Consider the following 23,947-nt stretch of genomic DNA (forward strand, 5'->3'; position numbering starts at 1 on the left):
GGCGCCCGTCACCTGGCCGCTGCCTGCGCGGACGTCAGCGCGTCCGTGGGGGACGCGGATCCGCTCAGGGCGGACTGGACGGCCTTCCAGAGCTGTTCGGAGATCTTGGGGTACTGGGTGCCGAGGTCGTCACTGGTGCGGCCCTTGGCCGACCTGACCGCCGCGACCCATGGCTTGAGTTCGGCGTTCGCGGCCACCTGCCTGTCCTGGACCTCGCCGGTCGGGGCCACGTAGGACAGGGTGGTGTCGGTGGTGTAGAGGTTGGCGGTGCTGGTCAGGCAGCTGGCCAGCTGCTGGGAAACGGTGTAGCGGGCGGTGTCCTTCTGGACCGGGATGGTCACGAACTCGCCGCCGGTCGGGGCCGGGGCGGTGCCTCCGTCCGTGCCGGGGATGGGCAGTACGCCGTAGTCGAAGCCGGCCTTCTTGGCGTTGGCGAGCTGCCAGGTGCCGTTCTCGCTGAACGCGTAGTCGCCGGTGGCGAACTCCTGCCAGCTGGTGGTCTGCGTGTTGTTGAGGACCGAGTTGGGGGCGTAGCCGTTCTTCAGCCAGTCCTTCCACAGGGTGAGCGCGGACACGCCCTGGGCGGAGTCGAGTTCGGTCAGCTTGGCACCGGCGCCCCAGAACCACGGCAGGAACTGGAAGCTGCCCTCCTCGGTGCCGATCGCCGAGAAGGTGATGCCCTTCTTGCCGGCCTTCGTGACCTTGGCCAGCGCCGCCGTGAGGGTGTTCCAGTCCTTGACCGAGGCGATGTCGACGCCGGCCTTTTTCAGCACGTCCTTGTTGTAGTAGAGGGCCAGGGTGTTGGCGCCGATCGGCGTGCCGTAGGTCTTGCCGCCGGACTGGCCGGCCGCGAGCAGGTTGGGGTCGACCTTCGAGGTGTCCAGCTTGTTCTCGTGGGCCGTGGTGAGCACGCCGGCCTCGGCCAGCGTCGACACCACCGGGTTGTCCACGATGAGGACGTCCGGCGAGTTGCCCTGCTGGGCGGCGAGGAGCGTCTTGTTGCCCAGGTCGCTGGTGTCGAAGCCGGTGCGCTTGACCTTGACGCCGGCCTTGGTGCCGCACCGGTCGAGCAGCTTCGCCCAGGCCGAGGTCTTGTCGAACTGCGGGTAGGGGTCCCAGATGGTGTACGTGCCGGTGCCGGCGCCCTTGGTGCCGGTGCTGCCGGAGCCGGAGGAGCAGGCCGTGGCGGTGACGGTGACGGCCAGCGCGGCGAGGGCGGCGGCGGTCAACCGGCGGTGTCCGGGGGATCTGTTCATGGCGGGGGCTCCTTCGTCCTGGGCATGCGGGTGCCGTGGCACGGGGTGGTGGGCGGTGAACGGGCACGCCGAACGGCGCCGGTGGGCGATCGGCGAGGGACGGGGGCGCGGATCTACCAGGCGACGGAGACGGTGACGGTGGCCGTGACGATGACGGTGGCCGTGGCGGTGGGGATGGCGGTGGCCCTGGCGATGGCGGTGATGGTGGCGGCGGTCAGGAAGCCCTGTGCGGCCCGGTGCTGGCCCGCAGGGAGATCGGCGGTGCGAGCAGGTGGTGCCGGGGCGGTGCGTCGGGGTGGTCGAGGCGCTCCACCAGCAGGTCGACGGCGCGTCGGCCCAGTTCCTCGGCCGGTACGTCGGCGGCGGTGAGCCGCGGTGTCACCGTCTCGGCCCACCGGGCGGCGACGACGCCGGTGACGGAGAAGTCGCGCGGTACATGGCGGCCCGCCTGGGCGAGCCCCCGGTAGAGACCGCCCAGCGCGGCCTCGTTCAGTGTGACGAGACCGGTGGTGTCCGGCTCGTCGTGCAGGATCTGTTCCAGGCAGGCCTGGCCGGACGCCGCGTCGTCCCCGCAGGTGTACGTCCGCACGGTCAGCCCGCGCTCGGCGGCGGCTTTGGTGAAGCCGTCCAGGCCGCGGTGCGCGGACTCGTATCCGGCCCGCAGGAGTTGCTCGGGCCGGTTGACGAAGGCGATGCGGCGATGGCCCAGGTCCGCCAGGTGGTGGACGCAGGCCGCCGCGAGGGCGGTGTGGTCGATCCCGACCCACCAGGTGCCTTCCGGGTGGGCGGTACGGCCGATGGCGACGGCGGGGAAGCCCAGCTCGGCCAGGTGGTCGACCCGGGCGTCCGCCAGCCTGATCTCCATCAGGATCGCGCCGTCGACGCGCCGCTCCCCCAGGAGCCGCTGGAAAGAGCGGTCGCTGTCCACACCGCTCGGTGAGAGCAGCACGTCGTAGTCGTGGGCCGCGGCGGCCTCCACCACACTGCCGATGAAGTCCAGTTGCATGCCGGTGTAGTGGTTGCCGGCCGGCGGGAAGACCAGGCCGATGGTGCTGGTCCGGCCGTTGGCGAGGGCGCGGGCGCTGGCGTTCGGACGGTAGCCCAGCTCGTCGATGACCTGCTGGATCTTCCGCCGGGTGGCGTCCGAGACGGGCCGCTTGCCGCTCAGCGCGTACGACACGGTGCTCCGCGAGACACCGGCCCGGCGGGCGATCTCACCGATGTTCACGGGCGACTCCCTTGCTCGACTTTTCGACGGGCCCGGCCCGGCTCGACCGACGGTCGTCGAACCGGTTCGCGTGATGTGACGGTAGGAACGCCCCCATCGCCTGTCAACACCCCCGGCGAAACTTTCGGGTCCGAGGGAAGGCGCATATTCCGTGTGGCCGGAGGGGATTGATGGGCAGGATCCACGCTGCTAGCTTCCCCGAACCGGTTCGATGAAGTGCGTCTGGCACAGCCCGCGATCGAACCGGTTCGACACCTCTCCGCACGCTGTGACGCCGATACGAGGATTGAGGACGCAATCCATGCCACCCGCTGACAGATCCCCTCGGCGCCGGGCCCCGGCCGCCATGGCACTGGCTCTCGGAGCGGGCCTGCTGGCCGCGCCGGCGGTCCCCGCCCAGGCCGCCGGGACGCCCCGGCCCGCCGCCCACTACACCTTCGACCAGGACGACCTCTCCACCGGAAGGATCACGGACAGCTCCGGCAACGGCCTGACGGCGACCCTGGTCAACGGCTCGACCGCCCGCTCCGTCGCGGGATCGGACGGCGTCGGCAAGGCGCTGTCCCTGCCCGGCGGCGCGCCCACCTCCGACGGCGCGTACGTCCGCCTCCCCCGGGAAGTACTCGGCGACGCGACCGACCTGACGGTCTCGGCCCGGGTGAAGTGGGGCGACGACACGTCGGCCTGGCAACGCCTCTTCGACCTGGGCACCGACACCGGCAGGTACCTGTTCACGACGCCGTCCAACGGCGGGGTACTGCGCACCGCCGTGACCACCGGCGGCTCGGGCGCGGAGGCACAGGTCTCCGGCTACGCGCCGCTGCCCGCCGACGGCTGGCGGACGGTGACGGTCACCCTCGACACCGCCGCCCACCGGGTCACCACCTACCTCGACGGCGTGGCCGTCTCCTCCGCCGCGACCACCGTCAGGGCCACGGACCTGCTGGACGGTTCGGCCACGGCGGCCGGTTACATCGGCAGGTCCTTCTACCCGGATCCGCTGCTCAAGGGTGTGATCGACGACTTCACGGTCTGGCACGCGGCGCTCACCGCCGAGCAGGTGGCCGGTACGGTCAAGGCCGTGCCCACCCTGGACCGGCTCTCGCAGACGTCGTTCGACGTCCGTACGACGACCGGGACCGCCCCGTCCCTGCCCGGCTCCGTGCGCGCGTCCTTCTCCGACGGCTACGACCGCGACACGCCCGTCGTCTGGGAGACCGTACCGCCCGGGAAGTACGCCCAGGAGGGCACCTTCACGGTGGCCGGCACCGCGGCCGGGCACGCGCTGGAGGCGACCGTCACCGTGGTCCGCGAGGGAGCCCTCACCGTCGACCTCGCCTCGGACACCGGCGCCTTCCACGGCGGCGCCTCCGGCACCCTCTACGGCGTGTACGGACCGGACGTCCCCACCAACAACCTCATCGAGGGCATGGGCCTGCGCACCGTCTCCACCAAGGCGCAGGACGGCCCGCAGCACCCGGGCGCCGACGCGCTGGACGTGGTGAGGCCGCTGGCCGACTCCACCGACGGTGATGTGTACATCTACATGACGGACATCCACCGCGGCTTCCCCTACGAGTGGCCGGGCGCCACCCCGCAAGAGAGGCTCAAGCTCTACGAGGAGAAGCTCGCCCAGCAGGTCGACCAGGTGCTGCGGCTGCCGAAGCGGTACCAGGACAACATCGTGTTCGTGCCGTTCAACGAGCCCGAGGGCAACATGTTCGGCACCGGCGAATGGAGCTACGACAGGGTCAGCTGGCTGACCGATCCCAAGGACTACTTCGCCGCCTGGGACTCCGCCTACAAGCTGATCAAGGGCAGGATGCCGGACGCCCGCATCGCCGGACCCAACACCAGCGTCCTGTACGACCAGGTGAGGGGCTTCCTCACGCACACCCTGGCCGCCGGCACGCTGCCCGACGTGATCACCTGGCACGAGCTGAGCCATCCCGAGGCGGTGCGCCAGAGCGTCGCCACGTACCGGGCCTGGGAGAAGGACCTGTTCAAGGGCACCGACCGCGAGGGCACCCGACTGCCCGTCAACATCAACGAGTACGCCTTCAACTACCACACCTCCGTCCCCGGCCAGATGATCCAGTGGGTGTCCGCGATCGAGGAGTCCAAGGTGGACGCCGACATCGCGTACTGGAACATCGACGGCAACCTCTCCGACTCCGCGGTGCAGTCCAACCGGGGCAATGGGCAGTGGTGGCTGCTGCACTCGTACGCCTCGATGAGCGGGCACACGGTGGCGGTGACCCCGCCGTTCCCGGGCCGGAACTACACCATGCAGGGCGTGGCCACGCTGGACGAGAAGAAGAAGCAGTCCCGGCTGCTCTTCGGCGGGTCCGCCGGCAAGGGGCACATCACCTTCGCGGGCGTCCCCAGGAAGGTCTTCGGGGACCGCGTGCACGCCTGGGTGAGCGAGATCGACTGGAGCGGTCAGATAGGTGACAACCCCGGACCGAAGCTGCTGACCGAGACGAACCTGAAGGTCGGTGCCGACGGGAAGGTCGTCGTCGACTTCGGCGACGGCGCACTGCCGCGGCTCAAGGAGTCCTCGGCGTACGAGATCGTCCTCAGCCCTGCGGGGAGGGCGCAGCGCACCCGGTCCGCACCGGTGCGCTGGCAGGGGTCGTACGAGGCGGAGGACGCCGCCCACACCGGGTCCGGCTACTCGAAGAACGGCCCCGAGGGTTCGACGGGCGACGTGTCGAAGTTCTACACCTCCGGCGGTTACGACGTCGGCGGCCTGCGCACCGGCTCGGACGTCACGCTCGACTTCGCCGTCGACGTGCCCGAGGACGGCACCTACGACCTGAGTGTCTTCGCCAACTCCCTCAACACCTTCGACAAGGTGAAGGACCAGGGCCCGACCAACGTGTTCCTGCGGGTGGACGGCCAGGCCGCCGGCGAGCAGGAGCTGTACCTGCCGCTCGGCTACAAGTGGGTGGTGTGGGACCACACCGACACGACCGTGCACCTCACCAAGGGCAGGCACACCCTGACGCTCGCCGCGCGGAGCCTCGACGGCAGGCGCGCCACCCAGGGCGACGCCATCGTCGACCGGCTCACCCTGTCCCTGCCGGACGCGTCGGCCGCCACCCAGGTCTACGAGGGCGAGCTGGCGTGGACGAGGGGCGGGGCCCACCCGGTCTACGACCTGCCGAAGCACACCCCGGCCCCCGCCACCGGCTCCGGCGCGGTCCGGGTCGCGAAGGACCAGACGGCCACGTTCTGGGTCTACTCCCCCGCCGACCGCGAGGCCACCCTCGGCGTCGACACCCTCGGCGCCGCGGACGCCCGGCTGTCCGTCAACGGGCACGACGTCCTGCACGTGACCAGGTCCAGGCACAAGGTCGCCGTCTCCCTCTCGGGCGGCGTCAACAAGGTGACGGTGACCGGTGGTTCGGACACCACGCTGGTCGACCGGCTGACGGTCACGCCCACCGACGGCACGCTGAGGACGCGTACGTACGAGGCGCAGGACGCCAGGCTCGCGGGCACGGCCACGCTGACCCCGCTGCCGCTGGCCACCGACGGCACCGCGATCACCGGCATCGGCGGCGACCCCGGCAACGGCAACACCGCGACGTTCACGGTCGCCGCGGACACGGCCGGCCTGTACGCGCTGCGCATCCGCTACTCCAACCCGGAGCAGTCCGAGGCGACGCACTACAACCCGGACCCGCTGGCCCGTCACGCGGACATCAGCGTCAACGGCGGTGCGGCGCACCGCGTCGGCTTCCCGCACACGTTCCACCAGGACAACTTCTGGGAGCTGACGGTCCCGGTCCAGTTGCGGAAGGGACAGAACACGATCAGCTTCCGCTCCGAGGAACTGCCGAACTTCGACGGCACGACCTACGCCTCGGACACCTTCCCGGGCGTCCTGCTCCGCTCCCGCTACGCGCCGCTGATCGACCGGATCGCCGTCGCGCCGTACGCGCGGGTGGTGCGATGAGGTGACGGCCATGAGGTGACGGCCGCGGGCGGTGGGTGCACCCGCCGCCCGTGGCCGCACGGCTTCCATGTGTCCGGCGTCACACACTCGGCGAAATATCTGACGAGTCAGTTACTGTTTCATCAGGAGAACTGCTCGCACCCGGCGAGCGCACCACCCCGGCCGAGGTTTTCCGATGAAGCTGGTCTGCGAGCTGACGGGCGCCGTGTTCGACGAGGCATACGAGCGGCTGATCGCCGACGGCTCGTTCGTGATGGACTCCGTGGCCGCCGCCCGCGGCGTCGCCGCCCTGCGCGCGACGGCCCCCGAGCGCGCCGCACACCTGGCCACCGCCGTCCAGGACGCCTTCTACGTCGACAGGCTGAGCCTGTCCGACCCCGCGACGTACCGCACGATCGCCGAGGACGCCGGACTCGACGCCGACGCCGTCGTCACCCCCCTGGCCCTGGGCCGTGCCACCGCCGACGAAGTCGACCGGAAGCTCGCCGCCCAGCGCGGTCACTGATCCCACCGGCATCCCGTCCCCACCCCTGTCATCCCCTCCCCAAGGAGCCATCGTGAGCGCCCTCTCCTTCAAGGTCCTCGACCTGGACTTCCCGGCCGGCAGCAAGAACAAGACCGCCACCCTCGTCACCGGCGAGCAGGAGGCCCTCCTCGTCGACGCCGCCTTCACCCGCGCCGACGGCCACCGCCTGGCCGCCGAGATCCTCGACTCCGGCAAGACGCTGACCACGGTCTTCGTCTCGCACGCCGACCCCGACTTCTACTTCGGCGCCGAAGTCATCGCCGACGCCTTCCCCGAGGCGACCTTCGTCGCCACCCCGATCGTCATCGAGCACATCCAGCACTCCTACGCGGGCAAGCTCAAGGCCTGGGCGGCCCTCGGCCCCAACCTCCCCACCCGCCTGGTCGACCTCACTCCGCTCACCGGCGACCTCATCCTGGAAGGCCACCGCTTCGAGCTCAGGGGCGGCCCCGCGGGCCTGCCCGACCGCCACTACCTCTGGCAGGCCGAACACCGCGCCCTCCTCGGCGGCGTCCTGCTCTTCCAGCAGGAGCACGTCTGGGTCGCCGACACCCCCGCCCCCGGCGACCGCGCCGCCTGGCTCGACCTCCTGGACGAGATGGCCGCCCTCGACCCGGAGTTGGTGGTCCCCGGCCACCGCCTGCCCGGGACCGCGGCCGACGCCTCCGCCATCACCGCCACCCGTGACTACCTCGTCGCCTTCGAGGAGGAACTCGGCAAGGCCGCCGACGGCGCCGCGCTGAACGACGCCCTCGTCAAGCGCTACCCCGACAACGGCATGCTCATCGCCGCCCAGATCGGCTCGAAGGTCGCCAAGGGGGAGATGAAGTGGGGCTGACCATGAGCGACCTCACCCACCTCCACGGCCCCGGCCGACGTCGTACGCCGCCAGTACCTCGCCTCCGCGGCGGGCGACCTGGCGGCCCTGCGGGCCACTCTCGCCCCCGACGTGGAGTGGACGGAGATGGCCGGCTTCCCCCTCGCCGGCACCTACCGCACCCCCGACGGCGTCACCGCCAACGTGATGGAGAAGCTCGGCCAGGACTGGGACGGCTGGACCGCCCACGACGACACCTACGTCGTGGACGGCGAGAACGTCGTCGTCCTCGCCCGCTACACCGCCACGAACAGGGCCACCGGCAGGCCGATCGACGTGCGGGTGGCCCACCACTTCGTCGTACGGGGCGGACTCGTCGTCCGCTTCGAGCAGTTCGTCGACAGCGCCCTCGTACGCGAGGCCATGACCGACTGAGACGGACTCCACGGACGACCCACGTCCGAGCGGCGCAGTCGACGGTGACCATGAGGGCCTCTTCGACGTTGCCATGAGATGTCCTCCCGCTCGATTCCGGTCTACTGTGAACCGGAACCGCAGATCGCGGCAATGAATCCCGTGGATGACGTGCATCCACACTACGAATTCCCTCTCCGTGCCGGCGGTGTCCGATGAACCTGTCCCGACTCGACCTGAACCTGGTCGTCGCCCTCCGCGCGCTGCTGGAGGAGCGCAACGTCACCCGGGCCGGGGAGCGCGTCGGGCTCAGCCAGCCGGCCATGAGCGCGGCGCTGTCCCGGCTGCGGCGCCACTTCGACGACGAACTGCTCGCCCGGACCGGCAACTCCTACGAACTGACTCCGCTGGGCACCGCCCTGCGCGACCGCAGCGCCACCGCGTGCGACCTGCTGGAGCGGGTCTTCGCCAGTCAGGCCGACTTCGACCCGGCGGCCGAGAGCCGCGAGTTCACCCTGCTCGCGTCGGACTACGGGGCGGCCGTGTTCGGGGCCGCCCTGGCCCGTGCCCTGCACCGGGAGGCGCCCGGTGTCCGGCTCGCCTTCCGGCACCCGGCGCCCTCCGTTGTGGAGAACACCGCGACCGTGCTGAGCACCGTCGACGGACTGCTGATGCCGCACGGCGTCATCGACGGCCTCCCCGCGGTCGACCTCTTCAGCGACCGCTGGCTGTGCCTGGTCGCCGAAGACCACCCCGAGGTCGGCGACGAACTCACCCTGGACGACCTCGCCCGGCTGCCCTGGGCCGTCTACCAACGCCCCTACGACGCCCCGGCCGCCCGGCAGCTCAGCATGATCGGCATCAGCCCGCGCGTCGAGGTCTCCGTGCAGACCTTCCAGCTGCTGCCCCACATGATCGAGGGCACCCACCGGATCGGGATGATCCAGGAACGCCTGGCCCGTACGGCGGTGCGCTCCGCCGCGGTCCGCGTCCTGCCCTTCCCGTTCGAAGCCGTACCGGTGCGGGAGGCGATGTGGTGGCACCCGGTGCACGCCCAGGACGCCGCGCACATCTGGCTGCGGCAGAAGGCGGCGGAGGTGGGGGCGACGTTGACGGGCGACGGCGGCGACGACCTCGTGCGGCGCGCGGACCCGCCGAGCTGACCGGCACCACCACGCGTCAGACCGTCCGCTCCGGCGACGGCCGGGGGCCGACGGCACCGACGCGACGGCGGGCCGCGAGGAGCCCCGCCGCGAGGAGGGCGGTGGCCGGCCCCAGCAGGTGGGCGGGGCCGGTGACGGCGACGGGCGACGGCGCGGCATCGTCCACCGCGACGGCGGACGGCGGGACGGAGGCAGGCATGGTGACTCCAGGGGACGGCGGACGGGAGCGGACATGCCTGCGGGGGCGTTGAACAGCGCTCGGCATGCTGCGACGCGCCGCACCCGCCGGCGGTCGGACCAGCGGCGTGCCAATCGGGACGACTAGCGGATCGGGACGACTATGGGCCGCCCGCGGCCCCGCTGGTCCGTGGATGCCGTGTCGACACGGCACGGTGACGGCATCGCCGGCAGTCGGCGGATCAGCGATTCTTGTGTGGCTGGGGTGATGCCTGGTAGGACTGTGGCGCGCCGTCACCGTCACATGTTCGATTCTGCGGGGGTTCATGTGGTCGCCACGGCCGTCACGTCCTCGTCGCGGCCACGCCCCGGTGGCCCGCGCCCGGTCCGGCAGCGGATTCCCGCCGCTGTCAGGCGGGCCGCGCAGCACGGGCTGGTACTCACCGCCGTCGCGGTGACCGTTCTGCTGTGTGCGACCGCGCTGGCCGCGCTCGCGGCTCTGGCCGGTGGTTCGGTGCAGGCGGGGGCCGTACGGCGGCTCGCTGCCGACCCGGACGCCCAGGTGACGGTCTCGGCGTCCTACCGGGCCGGCGGAATGGCCGCCGCCGACCGCGAGGTGCGGGCCGCCGCCGCGCGGGTGTTCGCCGGCGTGCCCCAACGGACGTACGTGGGGCTGCTCGGCATGTCACCGGTCTCGGTGACGGGGATCGACGGGGTGGCCGGACCGCCGCGCGGCCCCGGCGGGAGCGGGCTGCACCCGGTGGCGGTGCAGGACGGGGGCAGGTTCGGGAGGTTGGTCGCCGGGCGGTGGCCCGCCGGTACGGCCGACGCCCCGGCCGGTGCGTTCACCTCGCTCGCCGACGTCCGGGCCGCCACCGGCGCCACCGCCCCGGTCGACGCGGCGGTGCCCGACGCGCTGGCCAGGCGGCTGGGCGTCGGGGCCGGTTCCCGCATCCAGGTGCGGGACTCCTTCGGGCGCGCCCTGACCGTACGCATCACCGGGGTCTACCGGGCGACCGGTGCCGTCGGGTTCTGGCCCGCGATGGCCGGCGACCTGACCCAGGGGGAGACCGCCGACCAGCACCTGCTGGTGGTGTCGGCGGCGGACCTCAACGGCAGCGCCGCCCTGAACGGACAGCTGACGGCACGCTGGAGCGTGCAGCCGGGCTACTCCCGTCTCGACGCGGGCAGTCTGGCCGGGTTGCACGACCGGCTGCGTGCCTTCTCGGGCAGTCAGAGCCGGGTGTCGGTGTTCCGCGGGCGGCAGCCGTCCCTGGCCGACCTGACCGTGGTCTCCGGACTGCCGGGGGCGATCGACGACCTGACGGTGCCGATGGTGGCGGCCCGGTCCTCGCTGTACCTGCCGGGCGTGCTGCTGGCGGCCCTCGCCCTGGCCACCCTGGTGCTGGCCGCTCGTCAGCTGACGGAGCGCCGACGCGACGAGCTGGTCCTCCAGCGGGCCAGAGGAGCAGGCACCCTGCGGTTGCTGCGCGGGGCGGCGGCCGAGTGGGCGCTCACCGGCCTCCCGGCCGCCGTCGCCGCGCCTTGCCTGGCCCGGTTGCTGCATCCCGGTGCACTGGGCACCGGCGCGTACGCGGCGGTGGCCCTGACCCTTCTGGTGCACGCCGCGGCGGTGCTGCTGCCCGTGCTGCCGTCGGCGCGGTCGCGACCGGCGCGCGGCGCACGGGCCGCCGCCGCGCAGCGCCTCGGCGCCGACCTGGCGTTGCTGGCCGTCGCGGTCCTGGGCTATCTGGAGCTGCGGCGGCACCACTCGCTGCTCGCCGGCCTGGGCACCGGCGCCGCCGCCGCGGACCCGGTGCTGGTCGTGGTGCCGACTCTGGTGGCCGGCGCCGCCGCGCTCCTGCTGTTACGACTGCTGCCGCTGACCTCCCTGCTGCTGGACGCGTTCGGGAGGCGCAGCCGGGGCTTCGTGCCCGCACTGGCCGGCTGGCAGCTGAGCCGGCGGGCGGCGCGCAACGCGGGACCGGTGGTGCTGATGTGCATGGCCGTGTCGGTGAGCGCCTTCGCCACCACCGCGCTGGCCTGCCTGGGCCAACTGGCTTATGAGCAAGCCGCGTTCGCCGTCGGCGCGGACGTGCGGATCTCCCCGTCGGCGGCCGACGGCTACCCCTCCCCCGTCCTGGGCACGGCCTATCGGGCGCTGCCCGCGGTGACCGCCGTGACGCCGGTGACGCAGTCGACGGTGACGCTGCCCGGCGGGGCCACCGAGAACCTGGTCGGCACGGTCGGCGGACCCGCTCCCCGCACCCCGTCGCCGGCCGTCGCCGGGATACGGCTGCCCGGGCGGCGGACCGCAGTGCTCCTCGACGAGCGGCTGAGCAGCGACGGCAGCCGGGCCGCGCCGAGCCTGGAACTGACCGTGCAGGACGCGTCGGGCCTCGTCAGCACGGTGCCGGCCCGGCTGCCCGCCGCCGACGGAGCCAGGCACACCGTCGTCGTACCGCTCGACGTGGCGCTGAGCGGCGGTCACCGGCGGGAGTACCCGCTGACGGTGACCGCCGTCGGCGTCCTGCCGCAACCGGGCGTGCGTCCCGCGCGGATCGATCTGGAACTGGTCCGGGTGGGTGCGCGCGCCGGCACGGACACCTGGGTCACCCGGCTGCCCGGCGGACAGGTCTGGGCCGACGGCACGGACCACGCCTCCGAGGCCACCGCGGGCGCCTGTGAAGGAAAACCGACCGGCGGCTACGGTCCCGGCGTCCCCGGGGTGTGCTCGGTCGTCCGTGGCGGCTCCGTGGTGTTGCGGACCACCGTCAGCACCGGCATCCGGCGCTCCCAGGCCGGCGACGACGCCTTCGGCGAGCTTGCCGACAGCGACTACGACACGCGGCCCGGCAGCCGGGTGCGGCTCGTGGCGGCACCGGCCGGCCCGCCCGCGCCGCTGCCCGTGCGCGCGGACGCCGCCACGCTGCACGACGCGCGCCTGGGCGTGGGCAGCACCACCACGCTGGATCTGGGCGGCTCCCGCATCACTGTCAGAATCGTGGGCCGGGTCGACTCGCTGCCCGGACTGGGCCGCGGGCAGGGGCATCTGATCGCCGACCAGCGTCGGCTCGCCGCCGCGCTGACGCGGTCCGGTGCCGACCAGGAGGATCCCGCGTTCTGGTGGCTCAGCAGCACCGACAGCGCGCGCACGGCCGCCGCCGCCGAGGCCCAGCCCGCGCTGGGCCGCGTCACCACGACAGCGCGCGCCGCCGCGTCCCTGCGGGCCGACCCGTTCCGCAGCGGACTGCGCCGGGTGCTGGAACTGGTGCGGTATCTGGCCCCCGGCTTCGCGGTCATCGCCTTCACAGTGCACGCGGTGGTCTCCACCCGGCAGCGGCGCAAGGAGTTCGCCCTGCTGCGGGCGATCGGGGTCCGAACCGGAAGCCTGTCCGCGCTGCTCGGCGCCGAGCAGCTGGGTCTGGCGATGTTCGCGGTGGTCCCGGGGGTGCTGATGGGCCTGGCGCTCGCGTTGGCGGTGCTGCCCCTGGTCACCGTCGACGACAGCGGACAGGCCCCCTATCCACCGCTGCCGCAGGTCGTGCCGTGGGGCACCGTGACACTGACGGCCGTGGCGACCGCCGTGGCCATCAGCGCGGTCGTCCTGGCGCTGGCCCGCCTGCTGTCCCGGGTGGACCTGGTACGGGTGCTGCGCGCAGGGGAGGACCGTTGAGGCCCGTGAACGGGAGCGCCGCGGTGACGCGGCGTCTGGTGCGCGAGGAGACCCGCGGCGACCTGCCGCTGCTGGCCTGCCTGGCGGTGGTGGTCCTGGCGCTGACGGCACTGTGCGCCTGGGCCCCCGTCTTCGCGGGCGGTCAGGAGGACCGGGCGCTGCGGCAGCGCGCCGACGCCACGACGGCCGGGGCGCCCCTGATCAGCGTGAGCACCACACCCGAGGTCTTCGGCACCGTGCCGCCCGCCGTGCACATGGCCGACCTGCTCGGCTCCGGCGCCACCCTCGCCGAGCGGCTCGGCGGCCCCGGTGCGCGCCATGTCACCGTCACCGGCGACGGTTACGACTACAACGACGCGTCCCTGGTCTCCCCCCGGCCGCCGGGACCCGCCGACACCAGCACCGAGCTGGCCGTCAGTCATCTGCCGGCCGCGCGGGCCCACCTGCGCTACGTCAGCGGCCACGCCCCTGCCGACGACACACCGCTCGGCACCCCGCCCCAGATCGGTCTGTCGGAGGCCACCGCGCGGGCGCTCGGTGTCCGGGCCGGCAGCCTGCTGACCCTCGAGTTCGCCAAGACGCTCGGGGTGCAGAGCGCCCCGCCGCGGGCACGCCTGCTGGTGAGCGGGCTCTACCGCCCCAAGGCCGCGGCCGACGGCTTCTGGACCGGCCGGGAGACGCTGGACCAGCCGTCGCGCTACCCGGCCGAGCACTCCGCCGGCACGGTGCTCGCCGCCCGCGGCCTCGTCGGCCTCGACGCGGCCGACCTGCTGGCCGGCGCCGGTGTGGGCGGCCCGCGGGTGACCTGGCAGGTGCGCGCCGACCTGACCGGGGCGGCACTGGACAAGGCCCGCGCGCTGACCGGGCCGCTGTCGCACTACAGCGCGGACCTCAGCGCCGACCTGTGTCAGGGGTCCGACCCGATCACCGGTGACCTCGGCTGCCTCGTCGGCGGCCAGGCCACCGGGCCCCTGCTGGTGACCGACGCGCTGTCGCCGTTGCTCGCCGACTTCACCGCTCAGGACCGGCAGGCCAGGGGGCTGGCGACGTTCGCCGTCGACGCGGTCGCCGCCGTCGCGCTGGCCACCGTCACCGTCGCCGTCCGCCTGCTGCTGCGCCGAAGGCGGGCGCACCTGCGGTTGCAGCGCGCGCGGGGCGCGTCCACCGGACGGCTGGTGCTGCTGCGCTGTGCCGTGGCCTGGCCGGTGGTACTGATCGCCGCGCTGCTCGGCTGGGCGGCCGGCGGGGCCCTCGCTCCCACCGGGACCTCGGGATCACCGCGACCCGCGACCGCCGCCCTCACCGCCGCGGTGGTGGCGCTGACGGTGCCGCTGATGACCTGGCTCGCGGTCCGCGAGCCGCGGGGACCCGGCCGGTTGCGGCGCTCACGCCGGAACCTCGCCACCGGCCGGCGCGTGGTCCTGGAGCTGACGGTGCTCGTCTGCACGGCGGCGGGTGTGGTCGCGCTGCGTGCGCAGGGCCCCGACGGGATTCTGGGCGCGGTGCCGGTTCTGGTGGCGCTGACCGTCGTACTCGTCCTGCTGCGGATCTACCCGCTCGTGCTGCGCCTGGTGCTGCGGCGGACCCGGCGTGGCCGGGGTGCCGTGGGCTTCGTCGGGGCGGCCCGGGCCGCGCACGACGCCCCGGCGACCGGGCTGGCCCTGTTCGTCCTGGTGCTGACCCTGGGGACGGCCGTGTTCGGCGGGCTCGTGCACCGTACGATCGACGACGGCCTGGCCACGGGTGCGGCCTGGACCACCGGGGCCGACGCGAGCGCGACCGTGGCGGGGACCGTGCCCTACGCACCGGGAGCCGCCTCCGGCACACGGACCGCCCTCCAGCACCTGTACACCCTCGACCTGACGGGCCGGACCGACGGCGCGGTCATCTCCCAGGTCGCCGTGATCACCGTCGATCCCCGCCAACTGGCCGCCGTCGCCCCGAAGTCGCCGCTGACGCTCGCCATGCGGTCCCTGTCGGCCACCGCGACGGGAACACGAGCCGGTACGAACGCCCCGCTGCCCTCCCTCCTCTCACCCGGCTTGCGGGCGAGAGAACGCACCGGCGGTTTCACGGCCACGGTCGTGCCCGACGGGCAGCGGCCGGCGAACCTGGTCTTCGCACCGGTCGGCACTCTCACCACCGCGGAACTGCGCGACCCCCTGCTCGGGCCGGTCACGGCGCGGCTCGCGCCCGGGACGCCGCTCCTGATCACCACCGCCGCGGCCGGGCAGCCGATACCCCCGCAGCCCTCGGGCACCACCGTCCTGCTCCTGAAGAGCGACGGACCCGGCACCGCCGAACCCGCTGCGCTGCGGTCGGCGGCGGCCAGGGCGCTCGGGCCGTCGGCCCGGATCCAGGTCCGCGCCGAGACGCTCCGGACCCTGCGCACGGACGGGCTGACACGGGGAGTCGGCACGATCTACACCGTCGCCTCGCTCCTGGCCGCCCTGTCGGGCCTGCTCGCGCTCGTCCTGGAGCTGACTCTCACCTCCCACGAGCGCAGCCGTACCACCTCGTTCCTGCGCACTCTGGGACTGGGCGTCACGGAGGCCGGGGCGCTGCACTTCCTGCAACTGCTGCCGCTGGCGGTCGCCTCCGCGGTGGGCGGCACCCTGGTCGGGCTGCTCGAACCGCGGCTCATGGCGGCGACACTGGACCTGCAGCAGTTCACCGGCGGCCCCGGGCAGCCGGCGCTGCGCACCGACTACGCGCTGACCGTCGCCCTCGTCGCCGGCGTGACCGCGCTGATCCTGGCCGCGGCGGTCACCGAGTCCGTACTGGCCCGCAGGCGCGGACTGGGGGCCGTACTGCGCCTTCCGTGACGGCGCGGTGTGTTGCACGCGACCCCGGACCTGCGCCGCCCCTCCGGTGTACAAGGCTCAGGCGCCCACGGTCTCGGTCTGCTCCTCGGTCGCCGGCGGCGCTGCTGCCTCACCGTGCTCGGTGGTGTGCTTGCGGCCCGGCAGGACGGCGACGACGATCAGGGTTCCGGCGGCCATGATGGTCCCGCCGATGAGGCTGGTGTGGGCGATGGCGCGGGCGAAGGACTCGTGCACTGTTCCCAGCAGGGCCTGGGCCTGCTCGGCACCGCCCTGGGGGTTCTTGGCGACCTGCTCGGCGACGGCGATGCCGCCGCCGACGGAGTCGGGTTGCGAGGTCAGTTGCAGATGCCGCGGACGGCGGACTGGGCTCCGGAATCGGAGACCAGGGCGCAGATGTAGTGACCTGGGCCGTCGGGCCACCAACCAGAGCCTGCGCCGGTGGTGTCGGAGATCTCCCTGCCGTTGTCCGTCAGGATGAACCGGCAACCGGGAGCAGCAACGGTCGGGTTGAGCTCTTGCTCGTCATGCCAGGCGCCGTCGACGAACTTCAGTTGGATCTCCTGGTCGGCGGTGCAGTCATAGGTGTGGATCCAGTGATCGCCCTCGTTGGCGGCGAATGCGGGCGACGCGGACAGGGTGACCATGGCACCGAAGCCGAGGACGGCGATGGCGGAACGCAGGGCCGTACGGTGAGACAGCATGAAGCAGATTCCTTCCGAAGGTGAGGGGATGTCAGGAGACGGAGGCTGCGGGGGTCTCGCCGCCGTAGTTCGTCGACGGGGCCGGCCGTATACGCCTCTCCGGTCGCCAGGCCGATGCGGGCGACCGTCATGGTCACGGCAGCGGCGACCGCGGCGATCTGGCGTCTGCCTGTCACCGCCACAGCAGCTGTGCCCCTGGGGATGGCATACCTCGTTTCTGCCGACAGCCAGCTCGACGCCTGGCGGGCGATGCGACGGGTATGAGGACGCGGGGTGCATTCCACGGCGATATACAGGACCAGTAACCCATCGTGTGGAGTGCGTAGCTGCACAGTGAAGAAGAGGTTCCGGTGCCGCAGTGCACACCGGACCGGGAGAAGCCGGCGAGGTCATGTCCCGGCGCTGACGGCAATGCGTCCCCAGCCCTCGGCGTGGCGGCGTTCGATGGCTTCAGTTGCAGACGCCCAGGGCGCTGCCTCTGAGAAGGGCGGGGTCATAGACGAGCGCGCAGATCTTATGGCCCGGTCCGTCGTACCACCAGTTGGAGCCAGCGCCGTTGGAACGCCAGATCTCGGCGCCGTTGTCCGTCAGAATGAAGGTGCATTGGCCGTTGTCGGTAGCGGTCGGGTTGAGCTCTTGCTCATCATGAAGCTCAGAGCAATCGCGGCACCGACACCGAAGGCGGCGAGAGCGGATCGCAGGGAAATACGGCGAGTCATCATGAAGCGGACGCCTTTCGAAGCGGACGCATCCCGACGGTTGGCGTCGAGCGTGAGCAGAGCCGACGCCATCGGCGGTGCGGTCACGTCCGTCGGGATGAACGCCGGGGCAATATGGATCGACAGCCCGTCACGAGCAGAGCGGTCGAAAACGGCACGTACTCGTCTGCCCCTTGGGAAGGCAGTGTGCCGATGCGGGGCGGGCTTCCGTGAGGGCTCCTGTTAGTTGATGAACATCGCGATGTCTTTGTTGTAGGCGGCGCTGGGCAGACTTCCGGCGTATCCCGGAGCAATGGGTATTCCGCAGTTCATGTTGTTGGGCGGAGCGGCGGGGACGCAGATGTTCCAAGAGTAGGAGGTGTTGTTCACCACCGAGGCCGCGTTCTTGTAGACGGTCTGGCCGTAACCCGAGCCGTTGCCCCAGTTACTGAAGGTGAACTGGCTCAAATCGCTGAACGAGCCTGGACTCCAGTGCTCGAACGCCCCCCAGCCCGCGCCGGGTGAGTTGTAGTACAGGCAGAAGGAGCCACTAGGGCAGGTCTCGGCACCGCCCGGACCCGCGGCATAGGCGGAGCCGGTCATCCCGATGAGCGAGGTGGCCGCAGTCGCCACGGAGATCAGGCCGTACACGAGCTTGCGTTTCATTGATCCTCCTGAAACAGATTTCATGTGACAAGGCTGCGTTGCCGCCGAGGCGGACACCGTAGCCGGAGCCGTTACCCCAGCTGCTGAACATGAACTCGCTGAGGCAGGGTGGCCGTCCGGGCTCCGGTGTACGCAGTAACGCCGGACTTACTACGGCGAGTTGTAGTAGTGGCAGACGCCGCTTCTGGGCAGGATTCCGCCCTTTGCGGACGGTGGCGCAGGCCGATTCGGTCATTCCGACGAGCGTGGCCGACACGGTTGCCATGACAACCCGCATAGAGGGCCGTCCGGGGTGCCGCAGTCGACCTGTCAGTCGCCGCAGAACGACCACGCGCCGTTGTAGAGGCTGCCGGTCAGTTGGCCGGACGTATGGGGAGCGAAGTAGGTCACCGCGGGGTTCGGGTTGTGGGACCGCTCCGTGCTGCAGTTGGTGCCGCTGTAGACGGCGACGGTCTGACCGGTGTTGTTGACTGCGGCGGCGGCGTTACCACCGACGGTCTGTCCGTAGCCGGAGCCGTTCGCCCAGTTGCTGAAGGTGTCCTGGCTGAGATCGCGGTCCGTGGCGGGGCTCCAGTGCTCGAAAGAACCCCAGCCTGCGTTCGGCGAGTTGTAGTACAGACAGAAGCTGTTGCTGGGGCACGCCTCCGAGCCCGTGGGGCCGGCGGCGTACGCCGATCCCGTCATCGCGGCAAGCGTGGCTACCAGGGCCACTGTGACAACGCCGAGAGATGACGCCCGTTTCCCGGCCTTTCCATTCATGCGCAAGTTCATGGGATTCCCTTCGAGTTTTGCCGATGGTGACGGTGCGAGTCAGCCCACGTAAGTAGGAACCTCATCGCGGGTGACAACAGTGGAGGACCCCGGAATATCCCGGAGCGTCGCCGCGTCGCGTGTGGGTGGCCCCAGTTGCCGGTCGGTCTCTCTCAACCCGTAGACTCCATCGCCCAGTCGGCATTGTGCAGGAAGTCGGGCAGAGCTCCGGCGAATCCAGGGTGGAACTTTTGACAGTCGTTCAGAGCCGTATCGGAACAGATTATCCAGTCCTGGTCGGTGTTGTTGACAATGGAGGCTGCATTTCCGCCGACCGTGACTCCGTAACCGGAGCCGTTTCCCCAGTTCTTGAACTGATAATTTCCGAGATTTCCGTAATGACCGGGAGACCAATGCTCAAATGATCCCCAGCCGTTCTGCGGCGAGTTGTAGTACAAGCAGATGCTGCCGCTGGGGCAGTTCTCGGCGCCGCCCGGGCCGGCAGCGTACGCCGCTCCCGAGGTTCCGAGAACCACGGCCGCCGTACCGATTGCGGCTATGCCGATCGAGATCGTCCGCTTCATGAGGGTGCTCCCGTAGGTCTGGTGATGAAGGCTCTTCGCGGCACTCGGCCCGGTCGGGTGCTCACAGCTGACGCATCGGGTATGACCCCCGACACGCTCCCTCAGGCGGGCAGGTACGCCCCGCAGGTTTCTCCGGCCCCGGCAGTCCGGGAACAACGCGGCTGGGCATCGGGTCAGTTGTAGACGTTGCTGCACTGGACCTGGGACCCGAGGGTCAGGTCTTGGACGCAGACCTGGACTTCGAGCAGACCGCCGCTGTCCGTCGGCCCATGCCACCACGTAGGGGAGCCGGCGCCAGTGTTGGGGTCGTAGGCATCGGCGTTGCTGTAGGACGAGCCGGCGCCCGGCGTCCCCTGGGCGTTCCACTGGATGATCGTGATGCGGCAGTCGTTGTAGGCGTGGTCCCAGACGTGTCCTGTGACGTGGTTGGTATCCCACGTTGTCCAGCCGTAGCAGTTTCCCGACCACTCAGCCCAGTTGGAGCCGGCTGCGTGGGCACTCGGCGCCACCGTCACCCCGGCGGCCAGCGCCGCCAGAGTGCACAGGGCGCCTGCCGCGACCCTGCGTTCGCCAGGTGTCGAACACCGCCGCAGTTGGCGTCGCATGTATTCCTCCCATCGAGGTCTCGCCGCCTTCGGCGAGGGCGTGTCCTTCAACGAGCTCAGCGGTTCATTGAGGTGCCCACTACTCGGGACAGGTCCCGTGACAGCGGCAACGGCCGTCGTCCGGCCACCACTGCTGTCGCGTCCGAACGATTCATCGCTGTTTCCTCTCGTTGCGCGGGAACGGCCGAGTGGTCCACAAGGACGCTATGGACACGGCCCCGTCGGCCGTCCTAGATTCGTCCTACGGCGAGGTCAGCCGGGGGATTGGCACCAATGGTCACGTGCCGAGGGGAACATGAGGTTCGGCTTGTTGGGCCGTTACACGTCCAGATCACCGGACGCGAGGTTCGATGAGACGGACCGCGGCAGACCAAGGTGCTGGCCGCGCTTCTGATCGACGCCAACAGCCTCGTCCCCATGGAACGCCTCGTTGCCGTGATGTGGGACGGGGACGCGCCCACCACCGCGGTGCGGCAGGTCAAGGACGCCGTCTCCGGGCTGCGCCGCAACCTCGCCGCGTGCTGAGCACCAGGCTCCTTGATCAGTACGCGGCGCGGCGGCTACGAGATCCACGTGGCCCGGATCAGCTCGACCTGCTGGAGTTTGGCCACGAGCGGCGCCTCGCGGAACGGCACATGGCCCCGTTCGAGACGGCTGTCGCGCTGCGGCGCGCGCTCGCCTGCTGGCGCGGAAGCGCCCTGGTCGACATCTCCAGCAGGGTCCTGGAGATCGGTCGTGCAACCGCCACGCCGCCTGCACCGCGAGTTCGGTCGTGCCGACACCGGCTTGCCCCGACACCGCGGCGCTCCGCGGGCCAACGTCGTGCGCTCTGCGGAACGCCTCAGGGTCAACGCGGCCGCGGGTCTGCCGCTCGTCGGCGACGTGCGCGTGAGCGCGGCCGTCTTGGCGGCCGACGGTGACAGCGTCGCCGTCACGGACGTACGACGCCCGCTTCACCGGCCGCTCCGTCACGTTCCGCCCGGAGTCGCCGTCCGCGTGAGGTCAGGCGGCGTCGGGCAAGGGGCGGCGGGCGACCTCGTGCGCGTCGTCCGCGGGCAGGCCCAGCATCCGCAGGACCATCTCGGCGAGGTTGACCGCGGCCTCGTCGCCGTCCATCTCGGGGCGGGCGAACCGCAGCTCCACCAGGGACAGCAAGGTGCCGCCCAGTGCCGACAGGGCGACCACGGGGTCGAGGGCGGTGAAGCGGCCGGAGGCGATGCCGACCTGGAGATCACGCAGGGCGCGCCGGGCCAGGCCGTTGTCCGAGTGGATGTGCCCGAGGCCGCGCCGGCGCAGGACCTGCATCAGCTCCGGATGCGAGTCGGCCATGCGGGCACTGAGCCGGAAGCCGTCCGCGACCAGCTCCGCCGGATCGTCGATCCCCGTCAGGCGCTCGTCGAAGGCCTGGCCGAACTCCTCCAGGGCGTCCACCACCGCCGCCTCGAACAGCTCCGCCTTGGAGTCGAAGTGGTTGTAGAAGGAGCCGAAGCCCACGTCCGCGCGCTCGGCGATCGCCTGGATGCTCGCACCGGCGTCACCGCTCTCAGCGAGAATCTGCCGGGCCGCCCGCACCAGAGCCCTGCGGGTCTCCGCGCGACGTCGCTCGAACCGGTTGCCGGGCGGGGCTGACGTAGGCATGCACAGAGTCTACCGGTCACACGGTCGCGATCGCAGTCCTGATGAATTCATCATTCCTTGTCGCGGACACCTTGACGACAGAACTGTCACAGTTGATGATTTTCTCATTACGGCAATGTTGCTGGAGGGCACCATGTCTGAAACACGCGTCAACGGGGACGTCATCACGGCCCACCAGGACCTCCACAGTGAGCAAGGCGCCCTGCGTGGCGAACACCCCGGCCGCTCCCGGAATCCCGTGATCAAGGTGGCCGACCTGGCCTGGCTGGAGTTCGAGAAGCCCGACCTGGACCGGGCGGAGGTCTTCGCCCGCGACTTCGGCTTCGGCGTCGCCACCCGCACCGCGAGCGAGCTGTGGCTGCGGGGCACCTTCGCGGGCTCGCCCTGCATGGTGATCCGACGCGGCCGCACGTCCCGCTTCGTCGGTCCGGCGTTCCGCGCCGCCGAGCGGGGCGACCTGGACCGGCTGGCCCGCGCCACCGGATCGTCCGTACGGGACTCCGACGTGCCCGGCGGCGGCAAGGCGGTCGACCTGCTCGACCCGTCGGGCTTCCCGGTCCGGGTCGTGCACTGCGACGCACAGCTCCCCGCACTGCCGGAACAACAGCCGCTGATCCTCAATGTCGGCACGGATCACCGTCGTACCAACGCCACCCAGCGCCCGCCCCGCGAACCCTCCCGCATCCAGCGTCTCGGCCACGTGGTGCTGGAGACACGGGTGTTCGGCCAGGCCCTGGACTGGTACCTGGACACCCTCGGAATGATCGTCTCCGACTTCCTGTTCCTGGACGGGCAGCGCGGTCGCGGTCCGACGATGGCGTTCATCCGCTGCGACCTGGGCGGTGTGCCGGCCGACCACCACACCCTCGCGATGCACCTGGGGCCGGGTACGGGGTACGTCCACTCCGCCTACCAGGTCACCGACCTCGACTCCATCGCCGCCGGCGGCGAATACCTCAAGGAGCGTGGTTACAAGCGCAGTTGGGGTATCGGCCGACACATCCAGGGCAGCCAGCTCTTCGACTACTGGCGCGACCCCGACCACTTCATGCTGGAGCACTTCGCCGACGGCGACCTGTTCTCCAGCGACGTCGAGCCCGGCTGGGCGCCCATGTCGACCAGCGGCCTCGCCCAGTGGGGCCCGCCGGCCACCCGCGACTTCCTCGGCGCGAGCCCCTCCCCGCAGCGGGTCCGCGATGTCATCGAGGCCCTGCGCGGCGACAACGAGATGGACCCGGCACGGCTGTTCGGCCTGCTCAAGGCCGCCAAATCCTGACCCCCGCACGCGAATCCCCCTCTCACAAAGGCACTGACATGAGCACCAATGTCCTGCGCACCGCTGACGGCTGGTGGGTCGTCCGAGGCGACCGGGCCGTCCCCGTCGAGACCAAGGCCGCCACCACCGCCGAGCTGCTGGCCGACCGAGCCGCCGTCCGCGAGGCCGCCGCCTCCGGCGAACCGGGCACACCGGTCGCCGACCTGGTGGCGCTGTCCCCGGTCACCACCCCCTGCCGGGTGGTCGCCCAGATGGTCAACTACCGGAGCCACGCCCGCGATTCAGGTTTCAAGGGCGACATCCCGCCCGCGTTCTTCCGCAAGGCGTCCGGCTCGGTCAGCGGCCCCCGCGACGCCGTCGTCCGCCCCTCCCACGTGAAGTTCCTCGACTACGAGATCGAACTCGGGCTCGTCATGGGCGCGCCCCTGCCCGTCGGCACCGTCGTCGAGGAGCGGGACCTGCCGTCGTACGTCGCCGGACTGGTGATCACCAACGACGTCAGCGCCCGTGAGGTGCAGCTGACCAAGACACAGTTCTACGAGAGCAAGTCGTACCCCACCTTCACGCCCACCGGCCCGTACCTGACGCTGCTGGAGCCGGAGGACTTCGCCCATCTCCTGGACCTGCGGCTGAAGTTGAGCGTCAACGGTGAGCTGCGCCAGGACCGCACCCTGGCCGACATGATCGTCCGCCCGGCGCGGGCACTCACCCTGCTGGCCCGCTTCCAGACCCTGGACGCCGGCGACCTGCTGCTCACCGGCACCCCCGGCGGCACGGCCCTGAAGGCCCCGCCGAAGGCCGTCGAGAAGATCGGCGCGCTGCTGCCGCCCGCGGTGAAGTGGAAGGCCTTCTTCAAGAGCCAGGCGAAGAACCCGCACTACCTGCACCCGGGTGACGTGATCACGGCGACGATCGCGACCCCCGACGGCCGCATCGACCTCGGCGGGCAGCGTACGCCCGTCGCGGCCGCGAACTGACACCCG

Annotated in this window: 17 protein-coding genes and 3 pseudogenes; 9 read left to right on the forward strand and 11 right to left on the reverse strand. The window is 71.4% G+C overall.

What is annotated here, in order from left to right:
* Window positions 1-8: 8 nt before the first annotated feature.
* Both AB0G52_RS27890 and AB0G52_RS27895 read right to left on the reverse strand, forming a co-directional pair.
* Window positions 9-1,256, reverse strand: coding sequence for an extracellular solute-binding protein (locus AB0G52_RS27890; protein WP_361339755.1), 1,248 nt, complete (start codon window positions 1,254-1,256; stop codon window positions 9-11).
* A 214-nt stretch (window positions 1,257-1,470) separates the two neighbouring features.
* Window positions 1,471-2,484 (reverse strand): LacI family DNA-binding transcriptional regulator, encoded by a 1,014-nt coding sequence (locus AB0G52_RS27895; protein WP_132891083.1) that lies wholly within the window; start codon window positions 2,482-2,484, stop codon window positions 1,471-1,473.
* Between the two features lie 301 nt (window positions 2,485-2,785).
* Here AB0G52_RS27895 and AB0G52_RS27900 point away from each other — a divergent pair, with 301 nt between their 5' ends.
* The 5 genes and pseudogenes from AB0G52_RS27900 to AB0G52_RS27920 all read left to right on the forward strand — a co-directional run bounded on the left by AB0G52_RS27900 (window position 2,786) and on the right by AB0G52_RS27920 (window position 9,368).
* The gene (locus AB0G52_RS27900) at window positions 2,786-6,448 is read left to right on the forward strand and encodes a LamG-like jellyroll fold domain-containing protein (protein ID WP_361339759.1); all 3,663 of its coding nucleotides are present in this window, start codon (window positions 2,786-2,788) and stop codon (window positions 6,446-6,448) included.
* Between the two features lie 184 nt (window positions 6,449-6,632).
* Window positions 6,633-6,953: pseudogene (locus AB0G52_RS27905) on the forward strand (DsbA family protein); the annotation flags it as partial.
* Window positions 6,954-7,005: 52 nt separating this feature from the next.
* Window positions 7,006-7,812: an MBL fold metallo-hydrolase gene (locus tag AB0G52_RS27910; protein WP_361339762.1), complete on the forward strand. Its 807-nt coding sequence runs from the start codon at window positions 7,006-7,008 to the stop codon at window positions 7,810-7,812.
* A gap of 18 nt (window positions 7,813-7,830) precedes the next feature.
* A pseudogene (locus tag AB0G52_RS27915) lies at window positions 7,831-8,226 on the forward strand (nuclear transport factor 2 family protein); the annotation flags it as partial.
* Between the two features lie 194 nt (window positions 8,227-8,420).
* The gene (locus AB0G52_RS27920) at window positions 8,421-9,368 is read left to right on the forward strand and encodes a LysR family transcriptional regulator (RefSeq protein ID WP_132891086.1); all 948 of its coding nucleotides are present in this window, start codon (window positions 8,421-8,423) and stop codon (window positions 9,366-9,368) included.
* 16 nt (window positions 9,369-9,384) lie between these two features.
* On the opposite strand, the gene AB0G52_RS27925 is transcribed toward AB0G52_RS27920, so the two are convergent.
* Complete coding sequence (locus tag AB0G52_RS27925) at window positions 9,385-9,567, reverse strand: hypothetical protein (RefSeq protein WP_132891087.1); 183 nt, start codon at window positions 9,565-9,567, stop codon at window positions 9,385-9,387.
* A 432-nt stretch (window positions 9,568-9,999) separates the two neighbouring features.
* On the opposite strand from AB0G52_RS27925, the gene AB0G52_RS27930 reads away from it, so the two are divergent.
* Together AB0G52_RS27930 and AB0G52_RS27935 are read left to right on the forward strand one after the other, a co-directional pair.
* On the forward strand, window positions 10,000-13,221 hold the full coding sequence (locus AB0G52_RS27930) for an ABC transporter permease (RefSeq protein ID WP_361339765.1): 3,222 nt from the start codon (window positions 10,000-10,002) through the stop codon (window positions 13,219-13,221).
* 23 nt (window positions 13,222-13,244) lie between these two features.
* Window positions 13,245-16,046: a hypothetical protein gene (locus AB0G52_RS27935; protein WP_361339768.1), complete on the forward strand. Its 2,802-nt coding sequence runs from the start codon at window positions 13,245-13,247 to the stop codon at window positions 16,044-16,046.
* Between the two features lie 57 nt (window positions 16,047-16,103).
* Here the strand turns inward: AB0G52_RS27935 and AB0G52_RS27940 are convergent.
* The 8 genes and pseudogenes from AB0G52_RS27940 to AB0G52_RS27975 all read right to left on the reverse strand — a co-directional run.
* A pseudogene (locus AB0G52_RS27940) lies at window positions 16,104-16,370 on the reverse strand (MFS transporter); the annotation flags it as partial.
* 11 nt (window positions 16,371-16,381) lie between these two features.
* On the reverse strand, window positions 16,382-16,747 hold the full coding sequence (locus AB0G52_RS27945) for a hypothetical protein (protein ID WP_132891090.1): 366 nt from the start codon (window positions 16,745-16,747) through the stop codon (window positions 16,382-16,384).
* A gap of 587 nt (window positions 16,748-17,334) precedes the next feature.
* Window positions 17,335-17,553, reverse strand: coding sequence for a hypothetical protein (locus AB0G52_RS27950; RefSeq protein WP_361339771.1), 219 nt, complete (start codon window positions 17,551-17,553; stop codon window positions 17,335-17,337).
* A gap of 135 nt (window positions 17,554-17,688) precedes the next feature.
* Entirely contained in the window at window positions 17,689-18,111 is a 423-nt protein-coding gene (locus tag AB0G52_RS27955) for a peptidase inhibitor family I36 protein (protein WP_165939458.1), read from the reverse strand.
* Window positions 18,112-18,420: 309 nt separating this feature from the next.
* Entirely contained in the window at window positions 18,421-18,795 is a 375-nt protein-coding gene (locus tag AB0G52_RS27960; RefSeq protein WP_361339774.1) for a peptidase inhibitor family I36 protein, read from the reverse strand.
* 239 nt (window positions 18,796-19,034) lie between these two features.
* Complete coding sequence (locus tag AB0G52_RS27965; protein ID WP_132891094.1) at window positions 19,035-19,445, reverse strand: peptidase inhibitor family I36 protein; 411 nt, start codon at window positions 19,443-19,445, stop codon at window positions 19,035-19,037.
* 173 nt (window positions 19,446-19,618) lie between these two features.
* Complete coding sequence (locus AB0G52_RS27970; RefSeq protein WP_361339778.1) at window positions 19,619-20,050, reverse strand: hypothetical protein; 432 nt, start codon at window positions 20,048-20,050, stop codon at window positions 19,619-19,621.
* A 1,002-nt stretch (window positions 20,051-21,052) separates the two neighbouring features.
* Window positions 21,053-21,688 carry a helix-turn-helix domain-containing protein gene (locus AB0G52_RS27975; RefSeq protein ID WP_361339781.1) on the reverse strand — a complete coding sequence of 212 codons (636 nt, stop codon included), beginning with the start codon at window positions 21,686-21,688 and terminating at the stop codon, window positions 21,053-21,055.
* A 133-nt stretch (window positions 21,689-21,821) separates the two neighbouring features.
* On the opposite strand from AB0G52_RS27975, the gene AB0G52_RS27980 reads away from it, so the two are divergent.
* Both AB0G52_RS27980 and AB0G52_RS27985 read left to right on the forward strand, forming a co-directional pair.
* Complete coding sequence (locus AB0G52_RS27980) at window positions 21,822-22,964, forward strand: VOC family protein (RefSeq protein WP_361339783.1); 1,143 nt, start codon at window positions 21,822-21,824, stop codon at window positions 22,962-22,964.
* A 38-nt stretch (window positions 22,965-23,002) separates the two neighbouring features.
* Window positions 23,003-23,941 (forward strand): fumarylacetoacetate hydrolase family protein, encoded by a 939-nt coding sequence (locus tag AB0G52_RS27985; protein WP_361339785.1) that lies wholly within the window; start codon window positions 23,003-23,005, stop codon window positions 23,939-23,941.
* The last annotated feature ends 6 nt before the right edge of the window (window positions 23,942-23,947 follow it).

This window comes from Streptomyces sp. NPDC021562, from assembly GCF_040640875.1.
Taxonomy (GTDB): domain Bacteria; phylum Actinomycetota; class Actinomycetes; order Streptomycetales; family Streptomycetaceae; genus Streptomyces.